Source organism: Paraburkholderia sp. J69-1 (genome assembly GCF_905220255.1).
Classification (GTDB): domain Bacteria; phylum Pseudomonadota; class Gammaproteobacteria; order Burkholderiales; family Burkholderiaceae; genus Paraburkholderia.
The window spans coordinates 290,641-305,425 of record NZ_CAJMZG010000005.1 but is presented as its reverse complement, the minus strand read 5'-3'; the positions used below and the strand labels follow the sequence as shown (position 1 = coordinate 305,425).

Annotated in this window: 13 protein-coding genes; 11 read left to right on the top strand and 2 right to left on the bottom strand. The window is 60.2% G+C overall.

Annotated elements, in window-relative coordinates; genetic code table 11:
- The first annotated feature begins 35 nt into the window (after window positions 1-35).
- The 5 genes from U5A67_RS11610 (at window position 36) to U5A67_RS11590 (ending at window position 6,484) form a co-directional block, all read left to right on the top strand.
- Window positions 36-1,226 carry a porin gene (locus tag U5A67_RS11610; protein ID WP_321814119.1) on the top strand — a complete coding sequence of 397 codons (1,191 nt, stop codon included), beginning with the start codon at window positions 36-38 and terminating at the stop codon, window positions 1,224-1,226.
- A 186-nt stretch (window positions 1,227-1,412) separates the two neighbouring features.
- Entirely contained in the window at window positions 1,413-2,120 is a 708-nt protein-coding gene (locus U5A67_RS11605) for a gluconate 2-dehydrogenase subunit 3 family protein (RefSeq protein WP_321814118.1), read from the top strand.
- 39 nt (window positions 2,121-2,159) lie between these two features.
- On the top strand, window positions 2,160-3,932 hold the full coding sequence (locus U5A67_RS11600; protein WP_321814117.1) for a GMC family oxidoreductase: 1,773 nt from the start codon (window positions 2,160-2,162) through the stop codon (window positions 3,930-3,932).
- A gap of 60 nt (window positions 3,933-3,992) precedes the next feature.
- Entirely contained in the window at window positions 3,993-5,309 is a 1,317-nt protein-coding gene (locus U5A67_RS11595) for a c-type cytochrome (RefSeq protein WP_321814116.1), read from the top strand.
- Window positions 5,306-6,484: a porin gene (locus U5A67_RS11590; protein ID WP_321814115.1), complete on the top strand. Its 1,179-nt coding sequence runs from the start codon at window positions 5,306-5,308 to the stop codon at window positions 6,482-6,484. The genes U5A67_RS11595 and U5A67_RS11590 overlap by 4 nt, the downstream gene beginning before the upstream one ends.
- Before the next feature lie 23 nt (window positions 6,485-6,507).
- Here U5A67_RS11590 and U5A67_RS11585 read toward each other — a convergent pair whose 3' ends face one another.
- Window positions 6,508-7,392 (bottom strand): LysR family transcriptional regulator, encoded by an 885-nt coding sequence (locus U5A67_RS11585; RefSeq protein ID WP_321814114.1) that lies wholly within the window; start codon window positions 7,390-7,392, stop codon window positions 6,508-6,510.
- 187 nt (window positions 7,393-7,579) lie between these two features.
- Between U5A67_RS11585 and U5A67_RS11580 the strand changes: the two genes are divergently transcribed.
- Window positions 7,580-8,200 carry a LysE family translocator gene (locus U5A67_RS11580; RefSeq protein WP_321814113.1) on the top strand — a complete coding sequence of 207 codons (621 nt, stop codon included), beginning with the start codon at window positions 7,580-7,582 and terminating at the stop codon, window positions 8,198-8,200.
- Window positions 8,201-8,237: 37 nt separating this feature from the next.
- On the opposite strand, the gene U5A67_RS11575 is transcribed toward U5A67_RS11580, so the two are convergent.
- Window positions 8,238-9,821 (bottom strand): tetratricopeptide repeat-containing glycosyltransferase family protein, encoded by a 1,584-nt coding sequence (locus U5A67_RS11575; protein ID WP_321814112.1) that lies wholly within the window; start codon window positions 9,819-9,821, stop codon window positions 8,238-8,240.
- 425 nt (window positions 9,822-10,246) lie between these two features.
- On the opposite strand from U5A67_RS11575, the gene U5A67_RS11570 reads away from it, so the two are divergent.
- The 5 genes from U5A67_RS11570 to U5A67_RS11550 all read left to right on the top strand — a co-directional run bounded on the left by U5A67_RS11570 (window position 10,247) and on the right by U5A67_RS11550 (window position 14,748).
- On the top strand, window positions 10,247-11,386 hold the full coding sequence (locus U5A67_RS11570; protein ID WP_205982143.1) for a porin: 1,140 nt from the start codon (window positions 10,247-10,249) through the stop codon (window positions 11,384-11,386).
- A 208-nt stretch (window positions 11,387-11,594) separates the two neighbouring features.
- Complete coding sequence (locus U5A67_RS11565; protein WP_321814111.1) at window positions 11,595-12,380, top strand: helix-turn-helix transcriptional regulator; 786 nt, start codon at window positions 11,595-11,597, stop codon at window positions 12,378-12,380.
- Between the two features lie 97 nt (window positions 12,381-12,477).
- Window positions 12,478-13,407 (top strand): DMT family transporter, encoded by a 930-nt coding sequence (locus U5A67_RS11560; RefSeq protein ID WP_321814110.1) that lies wholly within the window; start codon window positions 12,478-12,480, stop codon window positions 13,405-13,407.
- A gap of 88 nt (window positions 13,408-13,495) precedes the next feature.
- Window positions 13,496-14,332, top strand: coding sequence for a cytochrome c (locus U5A67_RS11555; RefSeq protein WP_321814109.1), 837 nt, complete (start codon window positions 13,496-13,498; stop codon window positions 14,330-14,332).
- A gap of 29 nt (window positions 14,333-14,361) precedes the next feature.
- The gene (locus U5A67_RS11550) at window positions 14,362-14,748 is read left to right on the top strand and encodes an ATP-dependent protease (RefSeq protein WP_321814108.1); all 387 of its coding nucleotides are present in this window, start codon (window positions 14,362-14,364) and stop codon (window positions 14,746-14,748) included.
- The last annotated feature ends 37 nt before the right edge of the window (window positions 14,749-14,785 follow it).

Below are 14,785 nucleotides of genomic sequence, written 5' to 3'. Positions count from 1 at the left end.
CGCGCCGCACACCTGAGCGGCGCGCGCTTTTTTGTATGAAGCACGAAAGCAATTTTCTCAGCGGCACCGTCAAGGCGCTGGTTACGGCTGCAGCCACTGCGGCCCTTCCCGCCTATGCCCAAAGCAGTATTACGTTTTATGGCGTGGCCGACGACGCAATCACGTATGTCAGCAATCAGAAAGGCCACTCGAATCTCTATCTCCGGCAAGGCAATTTGTACGCTTCAAAATTCGGCCTGAAGGGTAGTGAAATTCTAGGCGGCGACACCAAAGCGATTTTCGTGCTCGAATCGGGCTTCGATTTGAACAACGGCGACGCTGCCTCGAGCGGCTCGATATTCAATCGGCAAGCCTATGTCGGGTTGGCCAATAGCCATTTCGGCAGCGCCACGCTCGGACGCCAGTATACGCCCTGGTTCCTCTTTCTCGGGCCGCTTTCATCGGTTAGCTTTCTGACCGGTGCTGGGGGCGCGCATCCAGGTGATATCGATGGCATGGACACGACAGTGCGCGCGAATTCCGCCGCCATGTATGTGTCGCCGGAATGGCGCGGTCTGCAGGCGGCAGGTATGTATGCCTTCGGTGGCATTGCCGGCAATCCGGGGCGTGGTCAGACGATTAGCCTCGCATTGCGCTATTCGCATGGACCATTCTCACTCGCAGCGGGTTATCTGCAAATGGACAACGCGTTCACGAGCAGCACGAGCGCAGCGTTCGATTCGTCCTCCAGCGGTTCGTTTAACGATTCGGTAGTGAATCAGGGCTATCTCACGGCGCGCTCGATGCGCAATGCTGCGCTCGCCGGCAATTACGATTTCGGTTCGGTGCGACTTGGTCTGATGTATTCCAATGTGCGCTATCTCCCGGGTTCGCGTTCGCTATTCGTAGATACGGCTACGTTCGACACTTATGGTACGTATGCCCGATGGCAGATCGAGCCGGCTGTCGATCTGGCGGCAGGTGTATCGTACACGCTGGCATCGCGAAGCAATGGCATAACGAATGCCGCGCGCTATACGCAGATATCGATGAAACAGGGTTATCGACTCTCGAAGCGCACGGGGCTCTACGTAGTGGAAGCTTGGCAGCACGCGAGCGGCCAGACGCTGGACAGTTCAGGCGAGATCGTGAATGCCGCGCCTGCGGTGGGCGATTCGCAAAATCTCACGGCGTCGTCGACTCATAACCAGTTCGTCGGCATGCTCGGCATCGATATGGCTTTTTAAAGTCGCGCACCGCAGCCGCCAGCCTGGTGAATACATTGCTTGCGCACGAACGCATTCGCACCTATCGTGAATCGGATAACGCAGCGTGCCCCACCGCTACGCAGACGGCCCGGCTATTCATGGTGCCCCGATTCCGGCCGCCCATACTGGAGCACGCGTTCTAGGCTTATTCGTCAGAGGTTCACCATGCGAAGACGTGGCTTCCTGGTGTCGTTCGTCCTGCTCGTGGGCGGCCTTGCAATCGCGAAAGCCAAGGTTATCTGGGGCGGCATGCCATGGACCGGCGAGCCGTCTCCCCCGCCAGAACCGGTCATCGCCAATGGCTGGAAATTCTTCACTGCGGACGAAGCTGCGCTGGTCGGAGCCATTGCGGATCGGCTCATTCCCGCAGACAGCCTGAGCATCGGCGGCCGGGAAGCCGGCTGCGCCGTGTTCATCGACGCGCAACTCGCCGGGCCTTACGGCAAAGGCACCTATCTCTATCTCGACGGCCCGCTCAAACAGGGCCTTCCGCAAGCCGGTCCGCAGTTCGATCGCGGTCCGGCGGCTCGCTGGCGCGCCGGCCTCGCCGCATTCGATAACGCCGTAAAAGCGCAGCCCGGCGGCAAACGCTTTGTCGATCTCGCGCCCGACGTTCAGGACGCCATGATCCGCGAATGGGAGGCGGGCACCCTCGCGATGGCTGGCGTAGACGCAAAGCAGTTCTTCTCGCTGGTGCTCTGGAACGTACGCGAAGGCTATTTCTCCGATCCCATCTACGGCGGCAACAAGGACATGGCCGGCTGGAAAATGGTGGGCTTTCCGGGCGCGCAATATGACTTCCGCGACTATCTCGACAAGCCTGGCCAACCGCTCGGCATTCAGCCCGTGAGCTTCATCCGCAAGCAGACCTGATTCACGCATCTTCTCGAACGATAACAAGGAGCATCCAGCATGGCACAGAAGCGGCCCAAGGCGGATGCCGTCATCGTCGGTCTGGGATGGGCCGGCTCGCTGATGGCGAACGAACTCACCCAAGCCGGCCTGAATGTCGTCGCCATCGAACGCGGCAACTGGCGCGACACCAGCACGGATTTCCCCACCACGATCGACACCGACGAATTACGCTACGCGCGCCGGCGCGAATTGCTGCAACCGCTCAGCGTGGAGACGATGACGTTCCGCAACCGGCCCGACCAGGAAGCGCTGCCCTTGCGCGATCTGAACACCTATCAGTTCGGCTGGGGCGTGGGCGGCGCGGGCACGCACTGGAACGGCATGACTTGGCGCTTTCTGCCGACCGATTTCGTCACCTATACGAATACCGTCGAAAAATACGGCAAAAACCGTTTTGTCGATGGATTGCAGGTACAGGACTGGGGCGTTACGTATGACGAACTCGAACCTTTCTACGACAAGTTCGAGCGTATCGCCGGCACATCGGGCAAGGCCGGCAACGTGCAGGGTCAGAAAATCGACGGCGGCAATGTATTCGAAGGCCCGCGCAATCGCGACTATCCGCTGCCTCCGCTCGCCCGCACCCAGGCCGCCTTGCTGTTCGATAAAGCGGCGCGCGATCTGGGCTATCACCCGTTCCCAGTTCCTGCCGGAAATACGTCGGGCGCCTACACAAATACACTCGGCGTGAAAATGGCGCCGTGTACGTATTGCGGCTATTGCGAATTCTTCGGTTGCGGCAACTGGTCGAAAAGCAGCCCGCAAGCCTGTGTCGTGCCCGCGCTGATGGCGCGTAAAAACTTTAGCGTCATTCCCAATGCCGAAGTATTGCGCGTCAATCTCACGCCCGACAAAAAGATGGCCACAGGCGTGACATTCATCGATAACGACGGGCAGCAATGGGAGCAACCCGCCGATATTGTGGTGCTGTCCGCCTATCAGTTCGACAACGTGCGGCTAATGCTGCTTTCCGGCATCGGCAAGCCGTATGACCGCGATGCCGGCCAGGGCGTGGTGGGCCGCAATTACGCCTATCAGACGATTTCGGGCGCATCGATCTGGCTCAAGGATCAAAACCTCAATCCCTTCATTGGCGCGGGCGCGCTCGCGCAGGCTATCGACGATTTCAACGGCGATAACTTCGACCATTCGAGTTACGACTTCATCGGCGGCGGCGTGGCACTGATCCACTCGACCAACGGCCGACCGATCGGCATGTCGTCGGGCGTGCCCAAGGGTACGCCTACGTGGGGCTCGGCGTGGAAGCAGGCCTATCGCAAGGCTTATCAGAACTTCAACTCGATCTATGTGATGGGCAATAGCTATCCCCATCGCGATGTGTTTCTCGACCTCGATCCGACTTACCGCGACCGTCACGGTCAGCCGCTTCTGCGCGTCACGTTCGACTGGAATGAGAACGACAAACGCTCGGCGAAATTCATGGCCGATAAATCGGAGGAAATCGCCCGTGCCATGAATGCGGAGACCATCGAGCGCTCCGAGCCCACGGCGCAACCTTATACGCCGATGACGAATCTCTCCTCCCACACGACGGGCGGCGCATGCATGGGCGCCGATCCGACGACCAGCGCGATCAACAAATACCTGCAAAGCTGGGATGTGCCGAATACCTTTGTTTGTGGCGCATCGGCATTCGCCAACAATGGCGGCTATAACCCCACGGGAACGGTTGCGGCACTCACCTTGCACGCGGCGCAGGCCATTCGCGACCACTACCTGAAAGCGCCGGGCGCGCTGGTGCAGGTGTAAGCCATGGCGCGCACTCCTGACTCTTCCTCGCCGCGTGGCGCAAAACGCGGGCGACGCGTCATGACGATTCTGATTGCGCTAGTCGTGTTGGCGCTGATCGTACTCGGCGCTCTGGTGGCGTGGCGCAGTTCGCAGCGCAACGCCCAGCCCGCCAATTCCGACCTGCTGCAACACGTCCTTCATTACGGCGATGAAAACAGCAGCGCCGCCACCGATCCCGTGAAGCGCGGCATGTATCTCGCGCGCGCCGGCGACTGTATCGCCTGCCATACCGCGCAGGGCGGCAAGCCGTTTGCGGGCGGTCTCGGACTGAATACGCCGTTCGGCGTCATTGTCTCCAGCAATATCACGCCCGATCCGCAATACGGCATCGGCAACTGGACCGACGCGCAATTCCTCGACGCGGTAAAGAACGGCGTCGCGCCGCACGGCAAGCTGCTTTATCCGGCAATGCCCTATAACCTCTACGCGCGCGTGAGCGATCGCGATCTGCTCGATATTCTCGCGTATCTAAAGACCGTTCCTGCGGTAGCGGAAGCGCCGCCCGACAATCAATTGCCGTTTCCATTCAATATCCGGCTGATGATGTTTGGCTGGAATCTGCTGTTCTTCAATCCCACGCCGTTTCATCCGAATCCCTCGCAATCGGTAGAATGGAATCGCGGCATGTATCTGGTCGACGGCCTCGGGCATTGCACCGCCTGCCATAGCGGCAAGAATGCGCTGGGCGGCGACACCGATTATCTGCAGGGCTACGACCTGGAAGGCTGGCACGCACCGGAAATCACCGGCAATCGCTATACGGGCATCGGCAGTTGGAGCGACGACGATTTCATCGCCTATCTGAAGACCGGCGGCAACCGGTTCAGCGTGGCAGCGGGATCGATGGGCGAAGCCGTTTCGAATTCCACCCAGTATCTGAGTACGGCCGATCTGAAAGCGATTGGCCTCTACCTCAAGAGTCTGCCGGGTTCGGGCCTGAGCGCCCCGCAGCCGGTCGCAGCCAGTGATCCGGCGATGAATCTGGGCAGCGAGTTGTATCGCGCCAACTGCATCGCCTGCCACAAGAGCAATGGCGACGGCGTAGACGCGATGGTGCCGTCGCTCGCGAACAATCCCGGCGTGCGCGCAACCGGCGCCAATAACGTGCTGCGCACGATACTCGTGGGCGGCCGGGGCGCGGCCACGGCGAGCAACCCGACCAGCGCGCAGATGCCCGCGTTCGCCTGGAAGCTGTCCGATGCCGATGTTGCCGCGATTGCAACCTTCATCCGCAATAGCTGGGGCAACGCCGCCACCGCCGTAGACACCTCGCAGGTTGGCTCGCTGCGCTCCAGCCTTAAAGCCCAATCCTTCGCCGGAACGCATGCACCATGATTTCCAAGCACGCAATCGCGCTGCGGTCGGTTGTGTGCCTGGCCGCTTGCGCATCGGAGCCCGCATTGGCGCAGGGCAGCGTGACGCTTTACGGCAACGTGGACGAAGCGCTTGTCTATACGAACAATCAGAACGGCAAGTCGAATGAGTACATGCGCAATGGCAATCTGTATGCGTCGAAGTTTGGCTTCAAAGGGGCCGAGCCATTAGGCTCGGGACTCAGCGCGATATTCGATCTTCAGGAAGGCTTCGATCCCGGCACGGGTGCCCAGCAATCGGCTGGACTGGCCTTCAACCGGTATGCGTTTGTCGGGCTGCAGGACACGCAGGCGGGCACGCTAACGTTAGGGCGGCAATACACGCCCTACTATCTGCTGGCCGGAACGCTTGGACCCGTCACGTATCTCACAGGCGCAACCGGCGCGCATCCCGGCGATATCGATGGATTCGATACCGACATCCGCTCCAACAGTTCCGTCACGTACACGTCGCCGACCATTGCCGGCTTGCGTGGCAGCGTGCAATATGGCTTCGGCGGCGTTGCGGGCAGCATGAAGAGCGGCAGTCTGTTCAGTGCGGCGCTTCGGTTCGATAGCGGCCCGCTTGCTATCGGCGCGGGCTATCTGCGCATGAACAATACGGAATACAGCGGCGGCTTCGATCCTGCAGCAAGCGCAACGTTTCCGCACTCGGCGTTGAACAGCGGCTATCTTTCTGCGCGAACCGTGCAACATGTGGCGGCGCTCGCTACCTACACCATCGGCAATCTTCTGCTCGGCGTGAATTATTCGAACGTGCTGTATCGCCCGGGTGGCCATTCGCTATTCACCGATACCGCCGTATTCAATACCTATGGCGCGCTGGCGAGTTATCGGATCACGACGCCGTTTGAAATTTCTGGCGGATACAGCTACACGCGCGCATCGACCGCGAATGGCATTCACGACGCGGCCCGCTATCAACAAGTATCGTTACGCGAGTTGTATCACCTGTCGAAGCGCACGACGCTTTACACCTTGCAGGCGTATCAGCATGCATCCGGCCAGACGCTCGGCGCAAAAGGCGCGGGCGATATCATCGACGCCCTGCCTATCGTCGGCGATTCACAAAATACGACGCCGTCTTCAACGAACAATCAATTCGTTGCGATGTTCGGCCTCGCCATATCGTTCTGAGCAAAAACGTGGCGGCGCGTCGTTCAAGAAGCGCTCTCGCCGATCAACGCTGCACTCGCCCGCATTTCCTGCAGAATCCATTGCGCCAGCCGGGCGCGGGCTGAATCCGCGATTATCGGATCAGGCGAAAGCAGATAATAGGCGGAACCGTCTTTGATAAACCCTTCGGGTGCCATCAACTGACGCGTAGCCAACTCTTCCTGCACCATGAAAAACGAAGCTAGCGCCACGCCAAGACCGGCCTGCGCAGCCTGGATGCAAAGGTAGAAGTGCTCGTAATCCATTCGCCGGCATTTCTTCACCGCTCTGCCGCCAAGCTTTTCCCAATGCGTCCACGCCAGCGGCCGCGATCGGGTGTGAAGCAACACGGGATTTCCGCTCCCCAGATCGGCACTATCGGCCCGACAAACCGGGCCGATCCACTCGTCGATGATCTTTACTGCATGCACGTCCTGATCCCAGTTGAAGTCGTTACGACGCAGCGCGACGTCGACGCCTGATTTCTGGAAATCGACCGGTCCGCCCGCCGCCGAAAGATGCAACTGGATGTCTGGATTGCCATGCTGGAACGCCGGAAGCCGCGGAATCAGCCATTTCATCGCGATGGTCGGCTCGCACGAAAGCACGATCACGTTCTGATCGCGCTGCTGCCGGATACGGTAGACGGTGCCCTCTAGCTGCTCGAATACCGACTGCGTTGTTGCCTGCAACGTCCTTCCTGCGGACGTGAGATACACCGCGCGGTTGCGGCGCTCGAACAACTGCACGCCGAGCGATTCTTCGAGCAGCTTGATCTGGCGGCTGACTGCGCCGTGCGTCACATGCAATTGCTCCGCGGCCTGAACGAAGCTCTCCGTTTGTGCTGCGGCATTGAACACCTTGAAAGCTGTGAGCGGCGGGAGTTTCATATCTGTGAGAAAAACTGACGCAATGGCGACACTATAAATCGATTTTCCTCGCCTAAACAATCGCTGAAAATTGCGGCGAATCTCATCAATAAGTCAGCATGACGAGCCCGACGCCAAGCAAGGCGTTTGTGTCAGTTTATCGCACACAAATCTGATCGCTGCCTTCACCCCTTGAAAGAGAACCTGAATGAACGAAATACTTGCGGTCGCATTCATCACGATTCTGGCGGTCATCAGTCCCGGCCCGGATTTCGCCATGGTCACGCGCAACAGTTATGCGTACGGCAGACGCTCGGGGCTCGTGTCTGCTGTTGGTGTGGCGTTCGGCGTACAAGTGCATGTGTTCTACACGGTGTTCGGTATTGCCGTGGTGATCTCGCACTCCCCCGTGCTCTTTCTGGCCATGAAATTCTTTGGCGCAGGCTATCTGATCTATATCGGCTATCAATCGCTGACGAACAAATCCCGCGTGACGCTCGATCTTTCGAGCGGCGGGCAGTTGAGCTTGTGGTCCGCGTTTCGCCATGGGTTTCTGACCAATGCGCTCAATCCGAAAACGATGCTCTTCGTCGTCAGTTCGTATACTCAGGTGGTCAAACCCGGCAGCCCGTTCGGCGTCGATCTCGCCTATGGCGTTTTTATGTCTTTCGCGCATCTGGCCTGGTTCAGCCTGGTTGCGATCTTCTTCTCGTCCGCGGTACTGCGCAAGGCGATGCTGGAGAAACAGCGCATTGTCGATCGCGTCATTGGAACCGCGCTCATTTCGCTGGGCCTATCGTTGATGCTGACGGTTGTCGGGGCGAAGTGAGCGCGCAAAGAGACGATGATGCCGGAGATGCGGGCGTTTATCGCTGGGAAGAGGCCTGGCGCGCGGCAATACCAGCATCAAGCGCGGTACGCAAGCCTGTCACGACATCGCTCCACTCTGCGCGACGTGTCTGGCGAAACAGCCGCGTCGCGGCATACCACGGGCTGTCGTCGCGTTTCAATTGCCAGCGCCAGTCCGGCGTGAACGGCAGCGCAATCCACACAGGCTTGCCGAGCGCGCCTGCCAGATGCGCGACCGCCGTATCGACCGTAATCACCAGGTCGAGCTGATTGATAAGCGCGGCAGTCGCCGCGAAGGTCGTCAGTCGCGGGCCGGTGTCGATCAGGCGACCGCACTGCACCAGCGCATTCACGCTTGCACGATCGCTCTCGCGCGGGTCCTTCTGTAGCGACACGAAACACGCATCGGCTTCGAAAAGCGGCGCGAGTTCGGCAAGCGGCATCGAACGGTTGCGATCGTTCGGGTGCGTTGGCCTGCCCGACCAGACCACGCCGACGCGCAGTTTCCGCGCCTCGCCAGTTATATCGGATAACGAATCAAATTTCGATTCATCTGCTTGCAGATACGGCGCAGAATTCGCGAAATCCGGCTCGCGCAGCTTGAGCACGTTCGGCAGGCTCAGCATCGGCAAGTGATAATCGAATGCCGGTAGCGGCGCTTGCGGGCCAACGACACTCGCCGCCCCTGCGATGCCCTGCAACAACGCCACCAGCGGTTCCTGCACGCGCACGATCACGTTCGCCCCCATCGCGGCCAGGCGGGAAATGAAGCGCACGAACTGCAAGGTATCGCCGAATCCCTGTTCCGCGTGCACCAGCACGGTCTTGCCGTCGAGCGGCTGTCCCGTCCATAGCGTCGCGTCGGGGAAACCGTGGCTCATGGCGCCGTCGCGCCAGCGCCATTCGTATTCGCGCCAGCCGTGTTCGAATTCGCCCAGCAGCAGATTGGTCTGCGCGCGATTCGTGCGCGCGCCTGCGTCGTTCACGTCGATCGACAAGGCCTTTTTGAACTGACGCAGCGCGTCGTCGAAACGATGCAGGTCGCGCAACGCGACGCCCAAATTCACATAAGCGGCGACAAAATCCGGCTTGAGTTCGATCGCCCGCCGATACGCGTTGAGTTCGTCGTCGTAACGCCCGAGCGCGCCCAGCAACGTGCCGAGGTTGTAATGCACCTGCTCGGCGTCCGGATAGCGGCGCGTCAGACGCATGAGATACGCGAGCGCAGCCTCGCCCTGCTCCAGTTGCACGAGCGACATCGCCGCGCCATGCAGCGAATGCGCGTGATCGGGCACCAGCACGAGCAGACGGTCGTAGAGCGCGACGGCGTCGGCGTGCCGTTGCGCAAGCTGGCAGATGCGCGCGGCCTGCTGCAATTGCGCAGCGGTCGTGGTGTCAGGCTGCGCCGCCCGGCAGGCAAATTCGGACGCGCGCACGTAATCCTCGCGCGCCGCCCAGACGAACGACATGGCTTCCAGCGCGCCGGTGTGATCGGGATTCGCTTGCAGGATCGATTGCAAACCTTGTTCCGCGGCATCGATGCGGCCTGCGGTGAAGTGCTGCTGTGCTTGCACGAGCAGCGGAACAAACGCGTCGGTCATGGGAGCGCGGGGCATGCGGCCCCAGAAGGTCAGAAAGTTTGCGCGGGCGCGCGAATCACGCGCCCGCGAATGGAAATCATAATAAGGAATGAAGACTACGTTTAGTTCCCTCGAATAGGACCCATTTCATCGCGTTATTAACAAACCGAAATAATAGGAAATTGCCGATTTCAAATATTTCCTTGAATTACTTCCGAAGCGCACGAAACAGCACGATTCACGACTCAGCATGATCGAGCAAACATCCTTGTTTTACAGCATATTTCCATCGGGATGGCGCGGTCGGTAATAAACAAGAACAGGGAAAGCAATCTACGTTAAGAATCGTGGTTCGCTAGCCACATTCGAAATGAGCTGGCGCCAGATAACACGTTATGCTCCGCGCTCGCTCCCAAAGAGCGAATAACAATATCCACGGAGTAACGATGAAAAAGCACACCCTTACCGCCCTCGCAGTTGCTGCTGCCTCTTTCGCCAGCGCCGCACACGCACAGAGCACGGTCACGCTCTACGGCCTGATCGACGCAGGCGTGCTGTACACGAGCAACCAGGCTGGCAGCTCGAACGTGCAGCAGTCGAGCGGCGCTCTCAACGGCAGCCGTTGGGGCCTGCGCGGCAGCGAAGATCTGGGCGGCGGCCTGAAGACGATCTTCGTGCTGGAAAGCGGTTTCAGCATTTCGAACGGCGCAGCCAAGCAAGGTAGCCGCATGTTCGGCCGTCAGGCATTCGTCGGTCTGTCGAGCGATCAGGGCGGCACCGTGACGCTGGGCCGCCAGTACGACAGCGTGGTCGACAATCTCGGCCCGCTCGCGCTGAACGGCACGCAATACGGCGGCACGCTGGCTTCGCACCCGTACGATAACGACAACCTCAACAACTCGTTCCGCGTGAGCAACTCGCTCAAGTACCAGAGCGTGAACTACGGCGGCCTCAAGTTCAACGCGCTGTATGGTTTCTCGAATGCAGCGGGCGGCTTCTCGAACAACCGCGCGTACAGCTTCGGCGCAACCTACTCGTTCGGCGGTCTTAAGGCAGCAGCAAGCTACCTGCAGACCAACAACTCGGGTTCGACGATCAACAGCAGCGGCGCGGTCAGCGACGACTCGACCTTCACCGCTTCGCGTCAGCGCACCTATGGCGCGGGCCTGAACTACGCGTTCGGCGCAGCCAACGTTGGCTTCGTGTTCACGCAGACGCAACTGAGCAACCTCACGGCGATCAACTCGTCGAATTCGGGTTCGAGCACGACGACCTCGCTCGGCGGCAACAGCGCGCGCTTCAGCAACTACGAAATCAATGGCCGTTATGCGTTCACGCCGGCGGTTACGTTCTCGGCCGCTTATACGTACACGGACGCGAGCCTCGAAGGCGTGAGCCCGAAGTTCCATCAGTTCACGCTGCAGGGTGACTACGCGCTGTCCAAGCGCACCGACGTGTACGCAGAAGCCGCATATCAGCGCGTTGTAGACGGTCAGGGCAAGATCCACGCGGACATCATGGGCGTGTCGGCATCGGATTCGAACTCGCAGGCCGTCGCGACCGTGGGTATCCGCCATCGCTTCTAACGATGCGAAACGTGTTTCGTCGATGTAACTGGCGGAATACGCGCGGTGAGAGCGCCGCTTATGCGGCGCTCTCCTGCCATGAAATCGCCAAAGCACGCCGTTATCGCAGCGGGCTGAGCGCCTGCAGCACCTGCGAGATCTGGACATGGGGCGTCAATGCGGAGATCATCGACAGTCCTTGAATTTGCGGCATCACGCTTCGTAACCCATGAGCAGCAAGCCGCCCCATATCTTCGACCTCGACCGATGGGAGCAGGCATCGAAGCCCGTCGTATCGATGGCGAAAGACTATCCTGCCGGGTATTCAGTGCAGTGGCACCAGCACCCTCGCGGCCAGTTGATTTACGCCAGTTCAGGGGTCATGCATCTACGCACACGGGACAGCTACTGGTTGTTACCGCCAATGCGCGGCGTCTGGATGCCCTCCGGAGCCGAACACGCCATGTCCGCCGCGACGGACGTCTCTTTGCGCTCACTGTACGTCAACATCGATGCGTTTGCGGCGGATTTCACCGATCGCCCGACCGGTATCGCCGTATCGCCGCTGCTGCGAGAACTGCTTTTACGGGCCGCCTCCTTTAGTCTGGAATATGCCGATGGCAGCTTCGAGGCGCGCCTTTTCGCGCTCGCTCTGGACGAGATGAGGGCATCGTCTGAACACGGGCTTCATCTGCCGACCGGGCAGGACAGACGTCTCGTCAAACTCTGCGAATCGCTGATTCACGATCCCGGTGACGCGAGCACGCTGGCCGGGTGGGCTGAACGCGTCGGCGCTACGTCCAGAACGCTATCGCGCCTGTTCCTGAGCGAGATTGGCATGTCGTTCACAATGTGGCGGCAACAATTGCGGATCGTCGGCGCGGTACCGCGCCTCATTGCCGGCGAGCGTATCGTCGACGTAGCGGCCAGCCTCGGTTATGGCACGCAAAGCGCCTTCACCGTCATGTTCAAGCGCGTGACGGGCAAGCTCCCGAGCGACTACCAGGCACGATAGTCCGATTCTCGACAAATTAAGGCGCACCGTGTGGAGCGCGCGAGCGGCGCCTTATCGACAATCACCGGTCTGTCCAATAACGATTTACAGACACGGCATGTCGCAAGAACACTCTGCATCGCGGACCTGGTTGGGTCTGATTCTGGCATCGACTTTCCTGCAAGGCTCGTCGTTCGTGAGTACCAAAATCGTGCTCGCCGATGTCGCGCCATTGTGGACTGCGGCGCTGCGTTTCCTGGTGGCGTCGCTATCGCTGCTGCCTTTCATGTACAGCAGCATGCGCCAGCAGAAGCTCGGTTTGTGTGACTTGCCGTGGGCGAAACTCGCCATCATCGGGTCGCTGCAAACAACTGGCGTGATGGCATTCCTGAATCTCGGTCTTGAATCGACCACGCCTTCGACGACCGCAATCCTGATGGCCAGCAATCCACTTCTGGTCGTTATCCTCGCCCGCATTTGGCTTCGCGAAGCGATATCGGCAAGTGCATTGTCTGGTTTGATCGTGGCGTTTATCGGGGTCGTTATCTGCATTGACATCGCTGGCAATCACCATGCCTCGCCTAGACACGGCGAATGGCTGGTCGCCCTCGCCTCCGCCTGCTGGGCCGGTTCGACGGTGCTCAACAAGAAATTCAATCTGGCCTTGTCGGCGTGGGTGCTGACTTTCTGGCAAATGCTCATTGGCGCCATCCTGCTTGCACTGCTCGCGGTGGGCGCCGGGCAGCCCTTTTCGCTTCCCGCCACCGCAGCGCACTGGGGCGCATTCGCGTGGCTCTGCATTCCCGCGTCGACAGCAGCCATGGGCCTATGGTTTGCCGCGTTACGCGTGGGCGGATCGGTACAGACTAGCGGCTTTCTCTTCCTCTGCCCGCTGTTCGCCGCGATCATTACATTTTGCTTGACAGGCCAATTGCCTCATCCGCATGAACTCATTGGCGGATGCCTGATCGGCATTGGACTCTATCTTCTGTCTAAGCGGCGCACTGCACAGACGGCACGCGCGCTACCGGCGATTCGCCACAACTGACATAATCCGCTCACCGCTCCCGAACGAATTGACCGATTCGGAGATGTTCACGCCGATCACGCCGGCAACGACAATTCACAGAGGATCCATGTCAAGACGCGTGTTGTTCGCGGCTTTGCTGCTTACGCTGGGCGCGATCGCGCAGTGTGCCGCCGCGCAGCCCGCAATCGAACTGCTGATCGGCGGCAAGACTCAATCGTTCAGCCAGCAAGCGTTATTGGCGCGTACGGATGCCGCGGAGATTCACGTGCCACGCGATGTCGCCTACGGTACGCCCACGACGTACCGCGCTGTGCCGCTCGCCGATCTGCTCGACGGTGCCGCGATACCCACGGACAGCGTACTCGAGGCACGCGCCACCGACGGCTTCGCCGCGCAATTGCCGATGGATCTCGTGCTCAACCGCAATGGCGCAACAGCCGTCGCATGGCTTGCGATCGAGGACCCGGCTCATCCATGGCCGAAGCTGCGGGGCAAACCCGTCAGCGCGGGACCGTTCTATCTGGTCTGGATCGGCAAGGAAGCCGCCTCGGTGCGCAGCGAGCAGTGGCCCTACCAGGTCGCGCGTCTTGCTACGCAACCGTCGCCCTCTTCGCGCTGGCCGGTGCTCGCCGTCGATCCGGCGCTGCCCGCAACCGATCCGGTCCGCGCGGGCCAGAGCCTGTTCATCACCCAATGCCTCACCTGTCACCGACTCAATCACGCGGGAAGCGCCGACACCGGCCCCGACCTCAACGTGCCGATGAATCCGGTCGACTACTTCCAGCCCGCGGCCTTGCACCGCTACATTCGCAATCCGGCATCGGTTCGCGACTGGCCCGGCCGCGCAATGCCCGCTTTCCCGCCCGATCAGTTGAGCGATCGCGAGATCGATCTGATCGTCGCTTATCTGGCGTATGTGGCACACAGAAAGGTTGGCCAATAAGACCGCCAACCAACACTCAGAGATACGCAATGACCACGACATTCGACGCGGCAACCACAGCGGCAATTGCTGCGTTTGCCCAACTGGACATCTACACTGCCGTGCAATCGCTGCGCGCCGAGGCCGACTACGACCGCGAACGCGACCAATGGATTTCGGACTACATCGAAGAACACGGCGGCGACGACGTAGACGATGCCGCCTACGACGCCCTACATGCGCAGGCCCAGGCAACGCCGGAATACGCGCAGTTCATCGCAGCGCTGCGCAAGGAAATGCGCGAGTACTTCGAGGTGAACGACGATCAACTCGACTGGATCATCGTGCTGCGCGACGACGACAGCGACGAGCTTTGGGCCGAAGTCAACCGGCAGCGCAACTCACTAGGCACGGGTGAAGTACGCGGAGATCTCTGATCGAGGCTTGCCCAGAGGGGGTTTCGCGATCGCATCA

What these genes read in the sequence shown, in the direction of transcription:
- U5A67_RS11590 (WP_321814115.1), top strand. Translation starts at nt 5,306, where the DNA reads ATGATTTCCAAGCACGCAATCGCGCTGCGGTCGGTTGTGTGCCTGGCC.
- U5A67_RS11600 (WP_321814117.1), top strand. Translation starts at nt 2,160, where the DNA reads ATGGCACAGAAGCGGCCCAAGGCGGATGCCGTCATCGTCGGTCTGGGA.
- U5A67_RS11585 (WP_321814114.1), bottom strand. Translation starts at nt 7,392, where the DNA reads ATGAAACTCCCGCCGCTCACAGCTTTCAAGGTGTTCAATGCCGCAGCA.
- U5A67_RS11565 (WP_321814111.1), top strand. Translation starts at nt 11,595, where the DNA reads ATGAGCAGCAAGCCGCCCCATATCTTCGACCTCGACCGATGGGAGCAG.
- U5A67_RS11580 (WP_321814113.1), top strand. Translation starts at nt 7,580, where the DNA reads ATGAACGAAATACTTGCGGTCGCATTCATCACGATTCTGGCGGTCATC.
- U5A67_RS11555 (WP_321814109.1), top strand. Translation starts at nt 13,496, where the DNA reads ATGTCAAGACGCGTGTTGTTCGCGGCTTTGCTGCTTACGCTGGGCGCG.
- U5A67_RS11570 (WP_205982143.1), top strand. Translation starts at nt 10,247, where the DNA reads ATGAAAAAGCACACCCTTACCGCCCTCGCAGTTGCTGCTGCCTCTTTC.
- U5A67_RS11595 (WP_321814116.1), top strand. Translation starts at nt 3,993, where the DNA reads ATGACGATTCTGATTGCGCTAGTCGTGTTGGCGCTGATCGTACTCGGC.
- U5A67_RS11575 (WP_321814112.1), bottom strand. Translation starts at nt 9,821, where the DNA reads ATGACCGACGCGTTTGTTCCGCTGCTCGTGCAAGCACAGCAGCACTTC.
- U5A67_RS11560 (WP_321814110.1), top strand. Translation starts at nt 12,478, where the DNA reads ATGTCGCAAGAACACTCTGCATCGCGGACCTGGTTGGGTCTGATTCTG.
- U5A67_RS11550 (WP_321814108.1), top strand. Translation starts at nt 14,362, where the DNA reads ATGACCACGACATTCGACGCGGCAACCACAGCGGCAATTGCTGCGTTT.
- U5A67_RS11610 (WP_321814119.1), top strand. Translation starts at nt 36, where the DNA reads ATGAAGCACGAAAGCAATTTTCTCAGCGGCACCGTCAAGGCGCTGGTT.
- U5A67_RS11605 (WP_321814118.1), top strand. Translation starts at nt 1,413, where the DNA reads ATGCGAAGACGTGGCTTCCTGGTGTCGTTCGTCCTGCTCGTGGGCGGC.